Raw genomic sequence first — 20,024 nt, 5'->3', positions numbered from 1 at the left:
TCGTTCAAGCCAACGGACGGCTAATTATTTGCAGTCCAGTGACCAATCACTAAGCCTCCATTGATTTGTGTGCTTTTGCCGATATTCCGGCCATCGAGCGTAGCGCTATAGCCTGCAACCAGTCCAAATTGCTTTAACAGCCGCAGATAGCCCGTTGCTCCCACCCGCGTAAAACCAACCGCATTCGTCGGAAAGGGAATGCCGGGACCAATATCAGTACCACTACTATGGGGCGTTTGACGTTGTCCCCAAACATCGATGTTAACTATTTTTGTGACAATACCAGCCCGGATAATGAGTTCGGTAACGTCGGGCACATTGACTTTTAAGCCGCTATTTGGATTTAGCTGACTTGGATCGTAAGTGTTTACAATATGGTCAAGTTTAACCTGACCACGCCGAATGTAGCCGTATTGGCCTGTTATGAAAAAGTTAGGTGCTTTAAAATGCAGCAGTGTTCGACCGTCCAGATTCTGTGACCCACGACCAATGGCCACCAACGCATCGTTGACATAATTCTGCATGGGCATGGAATAGCCTACGGCGAACTGCCAGGAGAGCTTGGTCTTCCCAAATTTATAATCGTACGCTTCCCATCGAAGCGTTCCCGAAACATCCTGAAACCCTTCCTGCTTGGGAAAATAGCCCGCGCTGGCCTGAGTACGAACATAGGGAGCTGCTACAATCAAATCGAGATCGTATCCTAATCCATATGTACCAACTACTGTAAGCGCCTGTGTGGTAACAGTGCCAAGATTCGGGTTTTTCGTTTCGGTGGTGTTGATGTAGTAGGTATCGTAGGTTTCCTGCGAGCCAAGGATGGCCAGACTAGCCTTTCGCTGGCCTCGCATAAAACCGTCAATTAATCCCTGGGCGTGGGTTTCCAGGGCACAGGTCAGCATCGTAAGAGTAATAAAGGAAATAACTATAAATCGCATACGTCTGCTTTTGGTAGGTAAAGGTAGCCTTTCACCTGAATCGTATGCAATAAAATCGTTTATTCTGTGTCAGCGGTCCAGGGTTTAATCAACCCTGACGCCTACCCAAGCTTCGTCATCCTCCCCGTTTATTGTTCCATTACCGGGTGTAGAATCAGGATCTGATTGGTCGCTCGCTGTAATCTGTCCCTTGTACGTCCAGTTTCCGGAACTAATCGCCTGTACCTGAAATACAACCGTTATCGTACTCCCCGATGCAATTGTCAGACCAGTAGCCGATACCGTATTTCCGGATGCAGTGCCACCACTTCCTACTACATATTGTACACCCGATGGCAATACACATTGAACAGCTACGCCTGTTGCATTCAATCCCCCCATATTCTTAATACTCATTTTTACGGTATTGTTATTCCCCTGCTTTATAGCAAGCTTGTCAAGTTCTATCTGTAAACTAAGATCAGCCTTTTCTGGATCAGGGACTGGTTGGCTAGAGGCTACTACCGGTAATGGACGTTGATTAGGATTGGCGGATTCAGTAATAAGGGTACTACTATCAGGCGTTCTAATCTCTGCCGTTGCCATATCATCTTCGCCATCACCCGTGCCACTTCCGGGTGTACTATCAGGATCATAGCTAGCCGAATTTACTATTTGAGCAGTATTTCGAAATATACCCGACGATGTTGGACTGACATCAAACGAAAACAAGGCTGTACGGTAAGCCTCTAAACTATCTATACTGAAATTAACAATACCACTAGAATAAGTTACTGATGGATTAGCATTACCAGCAAATACAAGACCTGTCGGGAGTCGATCCTGAATCTGAATCGTTCGTGCTGTAACAGGTCCGTGGTTAGTTAGCGAGAATGTCAGGCGTGTGGTTTGATTAACGGGCACTATACGGCGACTACTTTGCTGATCCAGCGATAAATCGGCTTGTATCGTTTTAAAATTATCATCTGGAAGTATAGTAAGCGTTAGCGTCGTCGATTTAGGACTTTGGCAACCAGCTCCCACCTGATTACATATCGCCCAATATTGAGCGGTGTTCCATGGCGTAACTAATAAATTCGCCCCCACCTGTCCTGTGTTCCAAGTAACTGTATAAGGGCAGCCAGATGCTGTAAGCGTAGCGCTCTGCCCGACTGTAATAGTACTGGAATTAATGCTCAGTGTAGGCGCTACAGGGTTAGTGCAAACGTCTGGAAATCCACCAAAATAATTATCTAGAAAAGTTGTTCGATTATCAATCCAGGCATTTATATAGGCTAACTCGCTATTAACTGAGCTAACTGACCATTTAGTAGCCTCTCGTAAATAAGCGCCGTTCGTAGTCAATATAGTTGCATTAGTAGCAAATGAATTTTTGAGATTGGTCGTAGCAAATAGGCTGGTTCGCAGATTGAACCAACGCGTTTTCATTTTCTGTTTAAAATTAGCAGGGTTTAAGCTTAGTAATCTATTATAGAGGCCATTAGAAAGTATATCAGTAGTTGTATTATCATGAGAACCACTCCATATGCTTCCCCAGGTTCCATCAAGATCCCAAGCGATAATTATATAAGGTTCTCCTTCTTTATAGCGTGCGATATAAAGGTTTTTACCTGTGTTGTCAGTAGCTCGCGTTAGGTTAAGAAACAAGAAGTAATCAATCAAATTATCAATTTGCCATTTACTGGCTATTTGATTCGTAAATTTTGCATCACTCCAGTTAACCGTGGAATCTACTAACCCATACATATTTGTCCAGAAACCGGGTTGATTTGGGTATTTAAGTTCAAACCCAGCCCAGGTTGTATCATTTCCATCTTTGGCGGGCATACCTGTAAAAACTGTTGCACTCGTCCAATCAGAGGATTTGTAAAGTTCTCCGCGAGCCTGACCGTTATCTTTTGTCTTTTTCAATTTAAGCTGCTTGCGATCTATGGGTTCCGCAAGTGCATAAACACCGTTATAGTTTCCATCTATAAACACATCTACATAACGGGTTCGAATACCAGATAGGGCATCTGGTTCCTGATTGAGATAATACAATTGATGCATTGTTCGCCATAACGCGTGAGACGTAACATTATTAATCCGTATGGCCTCATTATACATTGCTAATAGTAGCCACTCACTATCAGTCCTCATACCAAATAGCGTTGTATCTTTTGTGGTGAGACCCAAGCTATCCGCCCAGAAATCAATTTTGTATGATTTCTTTGGAAAGGTGCTGGACAATCCACCTCGAACATTAATACCAATGTAGGAAGCAGGTGATACACCGTTTGTATCGGCGATGACAATGCTTGCTTTACTTACAATTTCTTTAACAATTGTAGCTCCATTCGTATTAATCTGAATAATTGGAAATTGGGTAAATGATAATTGATACGTTGTATCATTATAGATAATTGGATAAATTTGATCTGTACGTATTGAGCTAACTGGAGCAGAAAATGTATATATGCGATCTAATTTAATTGAGCTGATTGGCGCAGCAAAGGTTTTAGGTATTTGATTGCAAACAATTAATCTTTGTGCCCTATCGATTCGATATTGTCCAGTATTTATAACAATAGGTTGCGCTTTTAAAATTGAAAAATAACTGGCAATTACATTTATAATAAACAGCGAAAAAATAAAACGCAATAAGTTAAAGGCCATAAAAATAAGTCTACTCTATTTTGATTTTCGAATCAAATATAAAGTAGTATATCCTTTATTTTTATCGGTTTTTTATAAATTTTTACTAAAAAATTACTATAGTTAATTCACAGACTAAGTGCTAGTTCATCAATACTTACTCTTGTTTAAATAAATAAAACTTAAAATATTCGCCCATTAATATATTTATATCAACAGTAATAAAATAGTCAAAAACACATGCTTTATTTTTTCATATTATCTTATAACCAACAAAAGCTGGGTAAAATACCCAGCTTTTGTTGAAAATTTTTATATCTCGTTGTAATACAGTACAACCTTTGTATTTTTAGTTATATTGAATTTACCAATACTAGTAAATAACTAGTATTTCCTATTACTTCTTGCTAGGCCAACTAGCTAATTCCCTGGATCATATTGTTTTGTATCAGGGTGAAAACTACGCCATGAATGCCAGAACTCCTGGTGCGCCTTCGGGATCGACGCAAGGTGCCGACCAGCCAGTGAGCCTGCTATGCAATGCCCGCGCCACGTCCATACCGATCCGGTCTCCTTATCTGTGAGTTTTTTGTTTGCGTACTGGAAGTTGAGTGTTTGTACACCCACTCGCCGGCTCCATGCTCCGAACGATACACTATCGGGGGCCATTGTCAGCACTAGTGGTTCACCACCTACTACATCGCTCAGGATGCGTTTCGTTTCCAGCGTATTCCAATCGTAGGCTTTACTGAAACCTGCCCGTTCTACCCCAATAACCCACGATTTAGGCTTCCATGAAGCCGAGTCACGTCGGGTGAGTTTGCCTTTCGAGAGGCCTCGATCATAGGCTTTCATATGCTCAAATTCTTCGGCGAAGGTCGGATCGGCTTGCAACACGTGCGTATTAGGATGTTCAGCTGCCCACTCACCCAGGGTCATTTGCCGGCCGGTCAGTTCAGTTAAACTTTGCCCTTTTAGCGGTCCGACTATAGCCTCGCCCGTAGCCTGGCGCCACCAACTGCCTGTTCGTTTATCCTCAAACATCGCATTGAAATGATCCATGCCTACTAACCGAAACTCATCGGCTTGCCCACGTACCAACGGGCTAAATACACGTCCTGTCCGGCAAACGGTGCAATAGGTTACCATAATAGATTCACCACCAACTGTATCACGCACTTGATGGTGATAGCCAATCAATTGCAATGGATAAGCCGTTGCCTCTCCCATTGATTCGAATCCTACGACGAGTTTGTTAAGCGGAATTTTGTTCTCGCTCATTGGCACCACCCGTTTATGAATAGGTTGCAAAAACATGTGGTCGGCCATCATTTCCATGTTGACCTGATACAGCACTACGCCATAAGCCAGGAGCAGTATACCTGCTACATACCGCTGCCATACCCGACGGGGTTTGCTAATAATTAAAAATGCAGGATAGGCTAACAGAAGTAGCCCAACCACTCGCATCCAGCCTATGTTTTTGTGCAGCCAGTAGCCCAACTCAACACGACCAAGTGAAGCTGGACCCGCTTCGGTCTCTGCAAGGCCTAATTGACTGCCTGGAAATGGCATAATGAAATAAACGCTCAGTACCTCTGCAATAATGAGTAGGAGAATGGGCAACAAAAAGAACAAAAAGGGGCGCTTCATCGAACAATTGGTTAGGTAGTTAACTCGGCAGGCGGCATATAATGATCTTCGTGCGTGTAACCGTATTCAGCCACTCTTTGAGCGCGATATCGGTATAAAGTTGGGTCGTTGGGTGCCCATGTCGCCAGTCCATCGACGTAGCGGTTAAACATGCAAAAGGCCGCTGCAATCAGCACAGTATCATGAATGTCATGATCTGTAGCGCCTTCAGCGCGGGCAGCCTCTACCTGCTCTGATGTAACCTGCTTTCCACCCTGCTGAACACTACCAGCAATCGTAAGCAGCGCCTTCAATTTAGGACTAATGTCGGCTGATGCAGGGTCACTTTTGACCGATTGAACAAGACTCCAGTCTTCATCGCCAAGATGATGACTGGCAATGGCGCCGTGGATGGTTTGGCAAAAAAAGCAGTCGTTTCGTGCTGATACATAGGTTGCAATCAGCTCCCGCTCACCCTCAGTCAAACCGGATTCGGGTCGGTTTGCATTCGTACGCAGTAATGCATTGACCAGGTCGTTGAGCGGGCGGGCCGTTTCGGGGCTAAACGCCATTGGTCCTCGAATGCCGGGCAGTCCGGCGGGTAATTCGATATGTGGCATGACTTAATTTGGTTAGGTTATATATTACGAAATCATTTTTACGTTGTGTTCTCTTTGCCTCTGTGTTGCCTATAGATTACCGAGAAATCAGATCATTTCTCCCAGGGCAACTGATTTACTTTTCGGCCAATTGCGTACCCCATGCGTAGCCCTTCTTCGCAATCCATGCGGTAATGAACGCCCAGAACTACCCGCGAGTATGCATTTTCCTGAGCCATCTCATAAAAACTATTGAAACTGCGTGGTGTCCCGTTAAACTCGGTACGCCCTTCGTGGCAACGGTCAGTCATGGCATAATCAGGGCCATAAATATTCGTCAGAATTTCGGCAGATACGGCTCCAAAACACGAGTGTCCGGATGGATAGGATGGAAAAGGTGGTGTAATTCCGACCATGATACTAAGTGGATTGTTCAATCGGGTCACCCAGGTTGGATCAATCGTCTTGCGTATGTACGTGATAGGACGTTCGATAGTATAAATGTATTTAGAGTTCCAGCACGCCACACCAATGTCGCTCAGACCAAATCCTATTTTAGCGTAGGTATAAAGGGCTTTATCCAATGCTACATTTTCTTTGACAACTACTTGTTGAGCAATAGCCAGCCAGCGCCCAGCGGGTTCGAATGTTAGTTTGTAGATATCATCGCTCCAGAATTCACCAATCCATTGCTGCTCTTTTGAGAGAGGAGTTGTGTTCGAATAAATTTCCAATCCCTGCGCAAACAAGGTTGATTTTACGTTGGTACTATAATCAAGAGGAGCCTTCGCAACTTTGTCGGCTGCACTCGCAACAAAAGTTCTGACTTTGCCCCAATACGGTAATAAAGCCCGGCTGAAATCGGGTGCAGTCGGTTGCCATTTACCCACACCCGTCGGTGGCACATAGTCGGTAGGTTGGTTACGTAGATAAGCTGCATCGCCAGCGAGATCTGTTTTCGAATAGGCTAGTACAGCCGCGGCTACATCTTGTCCAAACTTCTTCGACCGGTCCAATTCATCAGCAGATCCAGTTGCTGAAGCCAGTTTTGTATGTAAACTATCAATTTTGGCCTTGTCGGCATCAACAACGTGCGGAAAAAAGCCTTTCATCAGTAGATAATACGTTTCGTTCACGGCTACATCCCAGCGATACACTTTACCCGATTCTGTTTTCGGGATTACGAGCCCTGTAAATTGAGAAGCTACGGATTGATACTTCTCGGAACCAGGCACGACAGTTTCATAAGCCGCTAATCCAATATAGCCCAGCGTTCGGGCCGCAACGGGGGGCCTATAACCAGGTGCATAGCGTTCCACATTCAGGAACAGATTCATCCATTGAACAGCCACCGAGGCATCTGTTTTAGCTGCAGTTTGTACGGGAGCCACGTCATCTTTATTGGACTGGCAGGCGGACATTATTCCTAAAAAGGCAATAATAAAAGCATAGTAAACGCAATTTTTAAATCTGAATGTATTTATTCTCCATAGTAAAGTAGATGTAAAAAACTTCATAACTGGACTTATATTTAGTGTAAAAAATAGTGAGTACTCGCTGGTATTCCATTCTTATACACTATGGGTTAAGTAGCATCGGCAGTATATATATCCCCACCCGCAAAACAGGCGGGGAATACAAATCACCTATGATATTTTTATTCAGACAGAATCCCTTTAGTGGAGAATCATCATCGCGTTAGTTGGCGATTTCAGAAAAGAGCGAGCATCAATACGATTATTACCCTTATTAGTCCATGACCTATCTTAGGTTATATTACTAGCAATAATGGTGCCTTATTAACAATAGTACCCCAGCTGCAAAGCAGCCGGGGACTATAACCAACCTATGATAAATGAGTGGTAGGGCTAGCGGTATCGTTAGCCTTTACTTTTGGTAATTGATAGCCGAGTGTTCCCATCCGTTCACCCATTGCGTCGTACGCAGCCGGGTCTGTAGGTGTCAATGTTGCCAATCCGTCGACATAGCGATTGTACATACAGAATGAAGCAGCAATCAGCACAGTATCATGAATATCACCATCCGTCGCTCCCTCAGCTCGAGCCGCTGCTACCAGATCGTCTGAAACCGTGCGAGCGTCGGCCTGTACATGGCTGGCGATAGCCAATAGTGCTTTCAACTTTTCGGAGATCGGTGCCGTGGCTGGATCAACTAAAGTCTGATCAACTACGTCGCGCTGGTCAGCATACAGGTAGCGGGAAGCAGCTGCGTGGCTGTTCATGCAGAAATTCGTCTGGTTCTGTTTCGAAACGAAAGCAGCAATTAACTCGCGTTCAGCATCAGTAAGCGTACTGTCAGGCGAACCAGCCCGGAGTAGCGCTTGCGCCAGGTCGTACAGATGCTGACCCGTATCGGGCCGATACATGACTAAACTCCGAATACCAGGAACGCCATCTGGAAGTGTGATATGAGGCATAATCAATGAATGTGTTTCTAAATGACTAATTAGGAATAAGCTATCTATTTTCGGACCCAAACTGCGCCGAATGCGATTAGGAAGGCAACAGAGAAAACGACAAGTGCATTTCCGATACCGCCCAGATTTGTTGTTAATGTTCCCACAAACAGTACCGCTGTAGCCGTGAACAAGCGACCAACATTAAAACAAAATCCCGTTGCTGTAGCTCGAATAGGAGCCAAAAATAGTGTTGGTACATAGCTCGACAGGGAGCCCTGGCTAATACCAAAGAACAATGATAACAAGGCAATTTCACCATAAATGACTGGCGAAAATGTTCGATTAGTCAGAAAGAGAATGCCACAGGCTAGTATGCATCCCAAAAATGTGAATAGCAATGTATGGCGTGGCCCGAGCAGCTTTACCAGAAATCCCGACGCTATACCGCCCAGAATTCCCCCTACCCCTAGTAACATCATCGTAATACTTCGTTCGGTCTGGCCAGTCTGGCCCGCTGGTAATAGTGACTGAACCCAGGTTGGTATCCACGAGAAAATTCCCCACAAGCCAATTAACACAGACCCAAAAATGATGGCGCCACTAATGACATTTGGCTTATTTTCGGGACTAAACAAGCTAGATTTATGAGTCTGTATTTGGTTACGCCCTTGTTGCCATAGCATCGACTCGGGCAGCAATATCCAAATCAGGACTGCTATTAAAACAGGAGCCACACCAATACCAAAAGCAATCCGCCAGTCGCCAAAACTACTCGCTAGCCCGCCCGTTGCCACAATTCCAACCGGAAATGCCGTTGCCAACACGCCCAACGCAACTGGCCGTGACTGAGTTGGCCATACCTCCGACAAGTAAACAGTTGACACAAGCAGGATGCCACCCACACCTGCGCCGGTCAATGCCCGAAGCAAAAACAAAACGTACTCATTGGGAACAATGGCCGTTGCCAGCATAGCACTACCGCATAAACCCGTTGCGAAAACTAAGGCCCGAACCCGCCCAATGCTGTCGGCTAATGGCCCAAACAAAAAGCCACCAATCATCCAGCCATATAGGAAGGCTGCGCTTACCCATGCACCAACTTCGTCCAATTGACTAGCAGAGGCATTTCCACCGAGCAGTTGGGGAATAGCCACAGGCAAATAGGTTGCCATGAGCGTACTGGCCGTACCACCGAACAGATAAGCTATTATACAAAGCGCAAAAGCACGCCAGGGTAGGCTTATCTGTTGTTCCTGATCAATCATAAGCGGGCTTGTTTCCATTGTTTAGTTTATTTTTTGAAACCCTATAAGTCTGATACTAATTACCGTAACATACCCTGATCGAAAGTGAGCGATACATAATACAAACCGCCTACAGCGGGCGAACCATAAGCCTGCACTACATAATGATTGGTCAGGTTCGACGCACCAACTTTTAGCAGGGTCTTATAAGCAGGTATTTTCAGCGTCACTTGTGCATCGATGAGATTATAAGCCTGAATTCGACCCGGACGAAGATCATTAAATGACCCTACCCAATCGAAAGCCTCCTGCCAGTGCCAGGCTACGTTAAAACCAAGATTCGGTGCAATATTCCGGTGCCCAAAGGTTACGTTCGTTTTGAAACGAGGTGTATTAAAGGCAGGAATATTATTCGGATCAGCGTTTTGCAGATTAAAGGCCGACCAGGTTCCATTACCGGTTAGTGCATAGCCACCGGCTGTAACATAATTTAAGCCGAGCGTGGCTCCCTGCGCCGTAACGCGATCGGGAGCGTTGGTATATAGCTGAAATGCCTGATAATTAGAGTTCAGAATATCCTGAGCGGCTGCAGGATTAATACTACCATCGGCAGCCAGTACGGGACTATTGGGTCGAATAACTACTGTATTCAGAATAAAATTGCGATAAGCTCCGAAGTAATAGTTGGCATCAAGCGATAAGCGGCTTGTCAATAGCGTTCGATAACCCACCTCAAAGCTCTGTACCCGTTCGGGAGCGATATAGGGCACGTTCGATTTCACCAGCTTATTTTTATTATTCAGCACGGCTTGTTGCGGCCCTGCCGTTTTCACATCAGCCAGAAAACCGTTAACAAAACCACCAATGCTGGTTGAGTTGAATGAATTTTCGTACACATTCATCCCAGCACTATTGCTTGGTGCACCACCCAGAATCGTGATTGGCCCAACATTGAGTTTAATGAACTGGTCGCTGGGGGTGGGATTGCGGTAACCAGACTGAAATGAGGCCCGAAAGTGATGGCGATCATTGGGCGAAAACACCGCAGAGGCACGGGGGGTAAAGTAACCGGCAAAATTCTGATTCTTGTCGTACCGGCCCGATACGGTCAACTTCAATTTATTTTCCATCAGCGACTTGCTCAATTGGGCAAATGTTCCAAACTCGCTGTACAGAATACGTCCGCCTTTATCATCGAAGAGCGTTCCGTTCGTAAATAAGCTATACTGCCGAAAATTGCCACCGACTAACAACTCTGTTCCGGCAAGCCCAGCCGAGGCCAGGGCCGATGTCAGATTATATTGCGCATCGGCATGGTACATTTTCGTCTGGCTCAAGATTCCAGCTCCAGCCAATCCCTGAACACCAATTAACCGTGCTTTCTGCTGTTCATATTCGGCAGAACCGGGTAGCAAGCGTCCCTGATCGGCAAATTGCCGAGCCATGGCCTGATCACTAGCCGTTACACCTTGTACTTTTCCCTGATAAGCAGCTGTGTACCGGTCAAACCAGGTTTGATCGGCCAAGTTCGGGGCCACTACATTGCCATTTAAATCGCGCACCCAGGTTCGGTCGATCTGCTGCCCCAGAGAGCGAGTATTATAGGAATTATGCGAATCTTCCTGATTTGTGTAGCCACGTATAAAGAAGTTAGTTCCACGCAGTTCAATTCGGTGTTGAAGTAGCGAAAACCCATTGACAGAGAAACGATTACTACCTGTATAGTTCGTCGTTCCTTTCGCGAAGTTGTAGGAATAGATAGCCTCCAGGCTTGATGTAATGCGGTAATGAAGAGCTCCATTTAGTTTTAGGCTATAGACGTTATAGTCAGTCAGGTCTTTTTCCTGATAGCCTGTGCGAGACACTTTACCAATGTCTGTAATTGTCCGGTTAATCTCATCACCGTAGACATTGAGGCCATTATAGGCTGGATTACTCGGACCTCTTTTTTCGGGAGAGGTGGTGGCATCGACATCCGTATAGTCTGTCGCAAACCAATCGAGCCCTTTCATATACGAGGCCACAAGTTTGAATGCCAGTTTATTACTGAACGCTTTGGCATATCGTAAGCCATAATCCTGATACAGAGCCGCTCCTGTATTCGAATCGCCAAGGTGATTTACGCCTAATTTAGCCTGAACACTTAATCCCTGATACCGAAATGGATCTTTACTGGTTAACAGCAATGCACCGTTAAAGGCAGCGGGACCATACAAGGCCGAAGCAGCTCCAGGTACTAACTCAGCACTTTCGGCATCTAAATCACTCAAGCCAAACAAATTGCCCATCGAAAAACCGAAACCAGCAGGTTGGTTATCGACTCCGTCAATCAGTTGCAGAAATCGACTGTTGCCTGTGCTGGCAAAACCCCGTGTATTAATTTGCTTATAGGTCAATCCACTAGTGACCATGTCCACCCCTTTCAGGTTGTTCAGGCCTTCATAAAATGTAGCTGAAGGCGTTTCCCGAATGGCGCGCGAATCCATTTTCTCTACGGTAACAGGGGCTCGTAAAATGCTCTCCTCTACCCGCGAAGCAGCTACAACCACATCCTGTAAGGAATTTGTAGCAATCCGCAACTTTACATCAACAGATTGATTATCAGCAGTTACACCAACAGTTTGTGCTTCGTGACCTACCATCGAAATCAACAAGGTAGCTGTGCCTCGCTGGTTCGTCGTTAGAGTAAACTGTCCGTTAGCATCGGCAACAGCTCCCGTCAATTGACCTTTTAAAATCACACTAGCTCCTGCTAGCGGTTGCCCACTTTCCACATCCCGCACTGTGCCTGTTACTCGGCGAGACTGCGCCAAAGCCGACCACGAGATGAGAAAATGGATCGCCAAAGCGATACTAATTTGTATAAATTTCATATATGTTTTTTCGGTTAAAAAGGATAAAAAGGGGGTTGAACACCCAAAAACAGTGATTTTTAGGATAGAATAATGGCAATAAAAAAGGGGCTAACCGCGGTCTATCAAGACTCCAGTCAGTTGGACCTGCAACGAATCAGCTTAACTCATCATAGTTATAGCTTAAGAAGTAGGGACTGGATAACCACCCGGTGGCCGTACGTAGCCTCGGCCGGTAATTCGCTCACCCAGCGTCTGGTAAAATGCCGGGTTGGTAGGTGCTACTGTGGCTAATCCGTCTACATATTTATTGTATAGACAGAACAGAGCTGCAATTAGTACCGTGTCGTGAATTTCCCGATCAGTAGCACCTGCTTCATGGGCACGAGTAATGGCTTCTGGAGTTACCTCTCTCCCGTTTTTCTGGGTAAAGGCCGCAATTTGAAGCAGCGCCTTCATCTTCTCACTTATGGGAGCCGTTTCGATGTCATGCTTTACAGCGCGTGCTGTTTCATCATCGCCCAGCAGTATATCCGCAGCTTTGGTATGGGCCGCTTCGCAGAAATTAGTGCAATTGCGCGACGATACCAATGCAGCAATCAGTTCACGCTCTCCCTGCGATAAAGTCGACTCGCCCCGTAGCAAAATCTGCGTCAGTTCGCGGATGGGAGCAGCCGTGTCTAAGCGATATTCGAGCAGTCCCGTAATGCCTGGCAACTGCTCTGGTAGTGGTATATGTGGCATACATGTAACGAGTAAAAGGTGAATGAGCGAATGAGTGAATCCTGCGATAGTTATTCGCTCATTCGCTCGTTAATTAAAGTCCCGACCCATCCGCCTTAGCTCGCGCCACAGCGTAGGACCCAATTTTATTGCCATGATCCAGGCCACCATTTGAATCAAACCGATAGTGAATCAGACCATATACCCGCGATGTAGAAGCTTCTGACGCTTCATCCTGGAAATCTTTTGCTTTATCAGGAAAAATAGAAGTTAGCACCGTAGCAGCTGCGGCTGAAAAAGTAGAGTGCCCCGACGGGTAGGAAGGGAAATTAGGCAACCCAACCGATGTTTTCATCCCAAACTGTTGTGGGCGCGGATAATAATAGTAGTACTTCGCTTCCCAGCAGCCAACGGCAGCATCCATTAGAGCGGTACCCACAAGTGCCAGCGTCCGGGCCATACGAACCTCGCTGTATTTAGCGTCATTAGCTGCATTAGCCGCTGTGCGATGCCAGTGACCGGGAGGTGTATAGCTGCCTGCACCATCTGACCAATAGTTGGCAATCCGGGCCTGTTCGCGGGTTTGGCTTTTATTGATTTCTTTCAGCTCGTTCATATCCTTCTCATAATTAGCATCATTGAGAGCGGGTGGTGGAGTCGGGCGAATTTGGACCAGAGTTGTCCGGTCAAGATTCCAGGTCGATACTGCACCGAAATTCGGCAACATAGGCGGGCGGGCAGGCGTTTCCTGACTCACCCAGACTTCGGCAAGACCCCGGTCTTTAGCCGCCTGAATCATACCTGCTGTTACAGCCTGATTATTAGCAGCACTCATACCATCTGTTTTAGCCCGTGCCATTACTTTAGCAGCGGCCTGGTTACCCAAATCAATACCAGCACTGAGATCACTCGCTACATTCATTCCTGCCCATAACCGGCTATTCTGATGTTCAGCTAGTTTGGCATCGATAAATGGTACTTCGCCAGGAAACATCGCTTTCAGAACTACAGCCGAAGCAGCTGCTACAACGGCATCTTCCGACGGATAAGCCGGTAGAGCTGACGTTGGCAACGCGACGCGTACAGTAGCATCTACTTTCGATGGAGCTACCCGATTAAACTTGTATTTATAACTCCAGGCCGCTACCAGCGCATCGTATTGTGCTACACTCAGGTAAGCGAGCGCACGAGATGAATAAGGTGGGTTCGCAAACGGGAACTTAGGGTCTGCCAGTGGATTGGCAGCATCCGGTACAGGATATTTACCGTCGGCGTTTGAAGCTGGAGGTATGTTATAACGAGCGCACAATTCGCGGGCAATTTCGTTCCAGCGGTAAACAGCACCCGCTCCCCAATACACAACAGCTTCCTGTTGGGCCTGGGTCAGGCTCGCCGATTTCGATTTGAGATCAGTCAGTTCAGCCTGATAATCTGTCGATGACGTAGCTGATGGGGTAGCAACTGTTACGTCGGTAGGCGCAGTAAGTACATAGGTTTTCCAGGTACCTGCTTTTTCATCGACGCTTGCAGGTGCATACCCTACACGCTGGGGTTCTGAAATGCTTTTATCACACGAAACAAAAGCAATAGACAAACTAGTGACAATGCTGCCAATTGCAAGAATTCGATTATACTTTTTCATGATGTTACGGATGCTTACTTCTTAAAGTTAATTTGATAGAGCAGGCCAACTGTATAGCTGGTGCTCTGGCCTACGTTCAGCCCATCGAGGACATAACCAATACGGGCATTTACGCCAATGTTGCGAGGTTGCACTTTACCGTACCAACCCACCGATGTGGCCTGCATCTTGTTCGTCGGGTAAGGCATATCATTCCGGCGAATGTTGTCTCCACTGAGGCATGACACGCGCTCTGCCCAAACTTCGGTTTGCCAGCCTTTCCGCTGTACACCTAATCGCACAGCAGCATCGTAGGTATTTGGTACTTTTACCTGATCGGTGTTATATACCCGATCATCAGCCTGATACGCATCCTGATCTATTTTACTGTTACTCCGCCAGCCGTAACTGCCATAGGCCGTCAGGTATAGACCCGTTTTGGGTTCTCTATAACTGGCCAGCAATCGCCCGGTGAACGTACGACATTGCATGCCAATAGACATCGGCATAAAGTTGGGTACGTAATTTCCCAGGGGGACAGACCCGCCAACAATGGCATTGAGTGAAAATCCACCAGCTTGCAGAGCTTTCACTTTCAACCAGATCGATAGGTCCTGAATACCGTGTTGTCCCATCAGGTTACCAGCGCTGTTGCTTGTCCAGATATACGGGAGACTCATAATAACGTTTACCCGCTTGCTGATACCGAAGGCAGGCATGAGCATAACACTCTGCGTCGTTTGTGTACCGATGTTAAAATTCTCGCGTTTGAGCGTATTCTCCCAATATTGATTCCAGGACGTGTGGTTATACATACCGGCCACACACAACTGGTTTTTACCCATGTAGATCGCATCGTTCGGCATTTGTGCTTTAGCCGCAAAGGGCGTTAGCAGCGACACAACGATCAGACATTTTAGATTTGTTTTCATTGGTTGGTTAATTCATTGGTTGGTTAAATTGGTACGATGGACTTCTAACTAGTTAAGCTTACCGATAATTTGTTTGTTTTTCGTGACAGATTGTATAGAAGGATAGGTGCGAAGGAGTTACCCTTCGCACCTGAATTGACTCAGAACCAACGAGATAAACTAACAGATACCAGGTAATCAGCGAATGCTGCATCACCTTGCTTTACGCCAAGCGGATCAAGACGATCGGCATAGCTTTTAATCCGGTTGCGGTAAATGGCTACAGGTACTGTAGCTGCAATTGAGGTTTTGCGGTGCATGTACGACAGCCCTGGCTCAACTGAGACAATGTAACCTGGTCGACGGAAGCCCGAACTACCACCAAACGCATCGATGGCGGGAACCCCTTCAACACGGCCGCCTAGCATAACGGCTAAACCTGGAACTGCTTTAATGGACTGGCTCAAGCCAATACGAGCAGCAAACTGATCGGCCACCGAGAATGATCCGGTAACCAAATCAATCGTAGTAGCGGTCGGGTTACGAATTACGCCGTTCGTTTCGCGCGGATTGAACAGATAAAAACCATTGGCATAAGCTGTCAGCGTTTTCGTGATCGAGGCATAGCCCTGGAGTTCAAGGCTTACGCCCACTCCTCCATCACCTAACTGAATCGATTGATCGACAGGTAAGTTAACCGTATAGTCAGTTCCATCTTTGGTCAGCCGGTGGAAATCATCGGTCGCGCCATAATTGCCTGTTGGCAATTTTACACCCATTCCAACCGCTAAATTGGCTTTAGGTAGTTTAACAGGATTGACGAGCCAATAACTACCGGATATACGCAGGTCGCCGATTCCTTCAGATTGCGTATCAAATCGCTTTTGCTGCGGATTTTGCGCGATGGTGTTACCGTAATGTTCATAGAGCGACGAACGATCGTAATATTGAATGGGAAGATTGACAGAAAACGACAGACGCTGATTCACCATGTAGGTGATTCCCAAATCAATAGCATGTGAAACGTTAATTACGTTTGTACCCTGATCAACGCGCTGCTTCTGCTCGACATCCCCGACAAAATGCTTGTAGGAACGGAAGAATCGATAGCCTGCCGACACCTGCCAGTGGCCGTTACGTTGTTTGAAATAATCAGCAGAACCAGCTGGAGCGGCACAACTCATGTGTCGAACGGCTACACAACCCTGTGCCGATGTTGATGTATTAGAAATAAGTATATAAGCTACCGCTAAAACGATAGTAGAAATTGATTTCATACTTTATGGATATCCGAGGATGTCTGAGATGGAAAATGAAAATTTCATATACGATCCACATAGACAGTAACCAGGTGATTCTCCGTTCGTGGGTGCACAAACAGAAACTGCTGATCAACCTAGGCTGTATGTCAGTGGTCGCACAATCGCGTAGCCAGACAGAATGCCGGCCCAGACAGCTTGCTTATAGCAGTCCGCAGCCTGTGTGATTTTACAATGTCGATCCGTTATGAAGCGAACGAATACACGTTGCCCACACGAAACGGCATAGCAAAAAAGCCACTAGAGCTACTGAGAACAAAGCTTGAACGCGATGGGAAATTACCTCAGACTTCAGGAGGGGGCGAATTAACTGACAGGGCACGGACAGCAATCACGAACACTTGTTCGGGAATACGAATAGCTTCGCGCCAGTTGGGAGAGAGGAAACTAAAAATGGCTCGCGGGGTTGGCGAGTATTCCTTTAATAAAAATTTCAAAAATTTATTCGTCTTTTGATGCGAATCGGCAGCACCAGAGACGTGATCGTTCAAAAACGAAAGTAAATCGCTCTGCCAGAATGTGCGGCTTTGCGATTCTAATCCTGCAATGTGTACTTTACCATCCCGAATTTCTATACTCACAATAGAGTAATAATGACCTCGGTAGCTAAACCCATCCGACGTTGTACGTGCAATGGTGCTTTCATCGAGCCTATTGTCTTTGAGTGGAATCTCAAATTCAACAATGCTATCCACTGACCGATAAACAGAAAGTCGTTCCGACAGATCATGCTCTTCCTGCCACCATGTACCTACAAACACCAGCACATAAGCCAGTGTATGGTACAGGATTAGGGCAAAGAGACCTATGGAAACTGCTTTTTTCAACATTAAAGTCAATAAAATTTCTCCAAAAATAATACTAATATTTCAAACAAAAGCCATGTTAGACAGGTTAAACTTTTTTTTTGTTTGTTTTACGGGGTATCATAGCCAAATCCCAATCTCCAACAAGTCGAAATTTACCACTCACATAGCTTGTTGCTGCAAATTCCGAATCAGATCCTGATACATTTAGTCTACTTGACTTATAGTCTAGTCCATCTTAGGTCGTTATGACAATTTCAAGTGATCTATTAGTTGTTTCATGTGGGTAGTTAAAGCCGCGACTATCAAACAAGACGTAATGCAATCAAAACCCATAATTTTGTGTTAGTCTGGCACCACATGATCTACGATAATCACAATCGCCCCATCACTTACCTTCGGTTGGCTGTAACGGACCGCTGCAACTTGCGGTGCTTTTACTGTATGCCCGAAGAGGGTATTAAATACCTGCCCAAACACCAGGTGCTGACCTATGAGGAGATGGAGCGGGTAGTACGCGTATTGGCTCGATTAGGTGTGCAGAAAGTACGGATCACGGGTGGAGAGCCTTTTGTTCGGGCTGGATTAATGGACTTTCTGCATCGACTGGCTGCTATTGATGGGCTAAACGATATATCGTTGACAACCAATGGCGTGTTAACAGCTCCTCACATTACCGACTTAGCCGCACTCGGCGTTCGATCCGTGAATTTGAGCTTAGATACGCTTGACCGTGAACGCTTTCGACAAATTACCCGGCGTGATGAACTACCTGCCGTATTGAAAACACTCGATGGATTGCTGTCGGCTGGGATTCAGACCAAAATCAACGCGGTTGTTATGGATGGGCAGAATACGCAGGATTTAGTCCCGCTTTCTGACCTAACCCGCACGCTACCTGTTGATGTACGGTTTATTGAAGAAATGCCTTTTAACGGGGAAGGAAGTCACTATCCAGTACTTAACTGGACGCACCAACGAATTATTGACGAAATTCGGGCGCATTTTCCCGATCTACAAAAACTACCTGACCCGCCCTTTTCAACCTCAGCCAATTACCAGATTCCGGGTCATCAGGGAACCATTGGCGTGATTGCCGCTTTCAGCCGGACATTTTGCGGCACCTGCAACCGAATTCGCCTGACAGCGCAGGGAACTCTTAAAACCTGCCTATACGATAACGGTGTGCTGGATATTCGTGCTTTACTCCGCCGTGGCGCATCGGACGAAGAACTAACAGCTGCCTTTCTACAAGCCTTCGCTCATCGCCCACTCAATGGCTTTGAAGCTGAGCAGCAACGGAGTGTTCAGTCCGGCGCTCCGGTCAGTGAGTCTATGGCAACGATTGGGGGGTAGATTTCAGGCAAGCTTATGTTATTGGATATACTATGCGAAGCCTCACAATCCAAATTCCGCAAGCGTGCCACGAAGGCTGGGACGAGATGCAACCAACTGAGCGTGGGCGGTTTTGTGGCAGTTGCCAGAAAACAGTAGTCGATTATACGAAATTCACTGATCAGGAATTGGTGAAGCTGCTCAGTAAAGCACCAGAAACAAGCTGTGGGCGTTTCCGCAATGAGCAGCTCAACCGGCAACTACCCTTATCGAATCCGAGTGCTATGTCTGTTTGGCGGCATTGGGCTGGTTTACTCACCTTGAGTCTGTTCGGTTGGCAAACGGCAAAAGCTCAACTCAACCAGGCTCCTAAACCATCTCCACCCACTTCGGTACGACCCGATTTTACGGTTTCAACAATTGCCAGTCGAAAGATCTTTGAGCCCGATGCCAAACGCGTTATTACAGGTCGAGTTATGCTTATGGATTCAATCGATCATTTATCTCCGGCATCACAGGCTACTGTCACTGTTTACCAGCTTGGGAAAGTTTGGGAAACGCAAACAGACAGTACCGGCACATTTAGTCTATCGGTGTCTGTTCAGGTACTAGACAAGCCTCTTCAATCAGGAAATCCTAAAATAGTCGTTGCAACATCTTTTCCGAATCATAGTCGGGGGAGTGCTACACTCGACGTACGGCCAGCAACCACTCCGATTACAGTAGATGATATTATTCTGTATAAACAGAGTAAAATGAAAAACATTACTGGTGGCGGCATTTGCCTTATTAAAACACCGTCCCTCTGGCAGAAGTTAAAACAGAAGCTATTTCACTAATTCCCAGCTGTTTTATTTTATAGCTATATGCTAACAACTTCACGCACAGCACCTGCCTACTTGACTGCTACATTGTAGAGACTATCAGACATGAAGTGAACAAATAGCTATATCGCCTTTAATTTGACATTACTGCCATTAATCCTATAGTT

General features: G+C 46.1%; 15 protein-coding genes. 2 read left to right on the top strand and 13 right to left on the bottom strand.

The window, feature by feature from the left end; genetic code table 11:
* Positions 1 to 20: 20 nt before the first annotated feature.
* From GO755_RS17810 to GO755_RS17750, 13 genes are all read right to left on the bottom strand, one after another.
* Positions 21 to 938 (bottom strand): hypothetical protein, encoded by a 918-nt coding sequence (locus GO755_RS17810; RefSeq protein WP_157586545.1) that lies wholly within the window; start codon positions 936 to 938, stop codon positions 21 to 23.
* Between the two features lie 84 nt (positions 939 to 1,022).
* Positions 1,023 to 3,593, bottom strand: coding sequence for a CotH kinase family protein (locus GO755_RS17805; protein ID WP_157586544.1), 2,571 nt, complete (start codon positions 3,591 to 3,593; stop codon positions 1,023 to 1,025).
* 399 nt (positions 3,594 to 3,992) lie between these two features.
* The gene (locus GO755_RS17800; RefSeq protein WP_157586543.1) at positions 3,993 to 5,225 is read right to left on the bottom strand and encodes a DUF3179 domain-containing (seleno)protein; all 1,233 of its coding nucleotides are present in this window, start codon (positions 5,223 to 5,225) and stop codon (positions 3,993 to 3,995) included.
* 11 nt (positions 5,226 to 5,236) lie between these two features.
* Complete coding sequence (locus GO755_RS17795) at positions 5,237 to 5,824, bottom strand: carboxymuconolactone decarboxylase family protein (protein WP_157586542.1); 588 nt, start codon at positions 5,822 to 5,824, stop codon at positions 5,237 to 5,239.
* A 92-nt stretch (positions 5,825 to 5,916) separates the two neighbouring features.
* Positions 5,917 to 7,224: a vanadium-dependent haloperoxidase gene (locus GO755_RS17790; protein ID WP_198174860.1), complete on the bottom strand. Its 1,308-nt coding sequence runs from the start codon at positions 7,222 to 7,224 to the stop codon at positions 5,917 to 5,919.
* Between the two features lie 425 nt (positions 7,225 to 7,649).
* Positions 7,650 to 8,240, bottom strand: a complete 591-nt coding sequence (locus tag GO755_RS17785; protein ID WP_157586540.1) for a carboxymuconolactone decarboxylase family protein — start codon at positions 8,238 to 8,240, stop codon at positions 7,650 to 7,652.
* A gap of 44 nt (positions 8,241 to 8,284) precedes the next feature.
* Entirely contained in the window at positions 8,285 to 9,505 is a 1,221-nt protein-coding gene (locus GO755_RS17780) for an MFS transporter (protein WP_157586539.1), read from the bottom strand.
* A 41-nt stretch (positions 9,506 to 9,546) separates the two neighbouring features.
* Positions 9,547 to 12,339, bottom strand: coding sequence for a TonB-dependent receptor (locus GO755_RS17775; protein ID WP_157586538.1), 2,793 nt, complete (start codon positions 12,337 to 12,339; stop codon positions 9,547 to 9,549).
* 162 nt (positions 12,340 to 12,501) lie between these two features.
* Entirely contained in the window at positions 12,502 to 13,062 is a 561-nt protein-coding gene (locus tag GO755_RS17770; protein WP_157586537.1) for a carboxymuconolactone decarboxylase family protein, read from the bottom strand.
* Between the two features lie 73 nt (positions 13,063 to 13,135).
* A complete protein-coding gene (locus tag GO755_RS17765; RefSeq protein WP_157586536.1) occupies positions 13,136 to 14,683 on the bottom strand; it encodes a phosphatase PAP2 family protein in 1,548 nt (515 codons plus the stop codon).
* A 14-nt stretch (positions 14,684 to 14,697) separates the two neighbouring features.
* Positions 14,698 to 15,594, bottom strand: coding sequence for a hypothetical protein (locus GO755_RS17760; RefSeq protein WP_157586535.1), 897 nt, complete (start codon positions 15,592 to 15,594; stop codon positions 14,698 to 14,700).
* A gap of 140 nt (positions 15,595 to 15,734) precedes the next feature.
* Complete coding sequence (locus GO755_RS17755; protein ID WP_157586534.1) at positions 15,735 to 16,850, bottom strand: hypothetical protein; 1,116 nt, start codon at positions 16,848 to 16,850, stop codon at positions 15,735 to 15,737.
* 326 nt (positions 16,851 to 17,176) lie between these two features.
* Positions 17,177 to 17,719, bottom strand: a complete 543-nt coding sequence (locus GO755_RS17750; protein WP_157586855.1) for a hypothetical protein — start codon at positions 17,717 to 17,719, stop codon at positions 17,177 to 17,179.
* A gap of 339 nt (positions 17,720 to 18,058) precedes the next feature.
* Between GO755_RS17750 and moaA the strand changes: the two genes are divergently transcribed.
* Both moaA and GO755_RS17740 read left to right on the top strand, forming a co-directional pair.
* Positions 18,059 to 19,054, top strand: coding sequence for a GTP 3',8-cyclase MoaA (gene moaA, locus GO755_RS17745; protein ID WP_157586533.1), 996 nt, complete (start codon positions 18,059 to 18,061; stop codon positions 19,052 to 19,054).
* Between the two features lie 32 nt (positions 19,055 to 19,086).
* Complete coding sequence (locus GO755_RS17740) at positions 19,087 to 19,872, top strand: carboxypeptidase-like regulatory domain-containing protein (protein ID WP_157586532.1); 786 nt, start codon at positions 19,087 to 19,089, stop codon at positions 19,870 to 19,872.
* The last annotated feature ends 152 nt before the right edge of the window (positions 19,873 to 20,024 follow it).

The sequence above is a fragment of the Spirosoma arboris genome, assembly GCF_009754945.1.
Taxonomy (GTDB): Bacteria; Bacteroidota; Bacteroidia; order Cytophagales; family Spirosomataceae; genus Spirosoma; species Spirosoma arboris.
The sequence above is the reverse complement of the archived record's forward strand: the minus strand, read 5'-3'. Positions and strand labels throughout refer to the sequence as shown.

Bases quoted from the DNA above. Each gene is read 5' to 3' on its own strand.
- GO755_RS17810 (WP_157586545.1), bottom strand. From the start codon at position 938: ATGCGATTTATAGTTATTTCCTTTATTACTCTTACGATGCTGACCTGT.
- GO755_RS17805 (WP_157586544.1), bottom strand. From the start codon at position 3,593: ATGGCCTTTAACTTATTGCGTTTTATTTTTTCGCTGTTTATTATAAAT.
- GO755_RS17800 (WP_157586543.1), bottom strand. From the start codon at position 5,225: ATGAAGCGCCCCTTTTTGTTCTTTTTGTTGCCCATTCTCCTACTCATT.
- GO755_RS17795 (WP_157586542.1), bottom strand. From the start codon at position 5,824: ATGCCACATATCGAATTACCCGCCGGACTGCCCGGCATTCGAGGACCA.
- GO755_RS17790 (WP_198174860.1), bottom strand. From the start codon at position 7,224: ATGTCCGCCTGCCAGTCCAATAAAGATGACGTGGCTCCCGTACAAACT.
- GO755_RS17785 (WP_157586540.1), bottom strand. From the start codon at position 8,240: ATGCCTCATATCACACTTCCAGATGGCGTTCCTGGTATTCGGAGTTTA.
- GO755_RS17780 (WP_157586539.1), bottom strand. From the start codon at position 9,505: ATGGAAACAAGCCCGCTTATGATTGATCAGGAACAACAGATAAGCCTA.
- GO755_RS17775 (WP_157586538.1), bottom strand. From the start codon at position 12,339: ATGAAATTTATACAAATTAGTATCGCTTTGGCGATCCATTTTCTCATC.
- GO755_RS17770 (WP_157586537.1), bottom strand. From the start codon at position 13,062: ATGCCACATATACCACTACCAGAGCAGTTGCCAGGCATTACGGGACTG.
- GO755_RS17765 (WP_157586536.1), bottom strand. From the start codon at position 14,683: ATGAAAAAGTATAATCGAATTCTTGCAATTGGCAGCATTGTCACTAGT.
- GO755_RS17760 (WP_157586535.1), bottom strand. From the start codon at position 15,594: ATGAAAACAAATCTAAAATGTCTGATCGTTGTGTCGCTGCTAACGCCC.
- GO755_RS17755 (WP_157586534.1), bottom strand. From the start codon at position 16,850: ATGAAATCAATTTCTACTATCGTTTTAGCGGTAGCTTATATACTTATT.
- moaA (WP_157586533.1), top strand. From the start codon at position 18,059: ATGATCTACGATAATCACAATCGCCCCATCACTTACCTTCGGTTGGCT.
- GO755_RS17740 (WP_157586532.1), top strand. From the start codon at position 19,087: ATGCGAAGCCTCACAATCCAAATTCCGCAAGCGTGCCACGAAGGCTGG.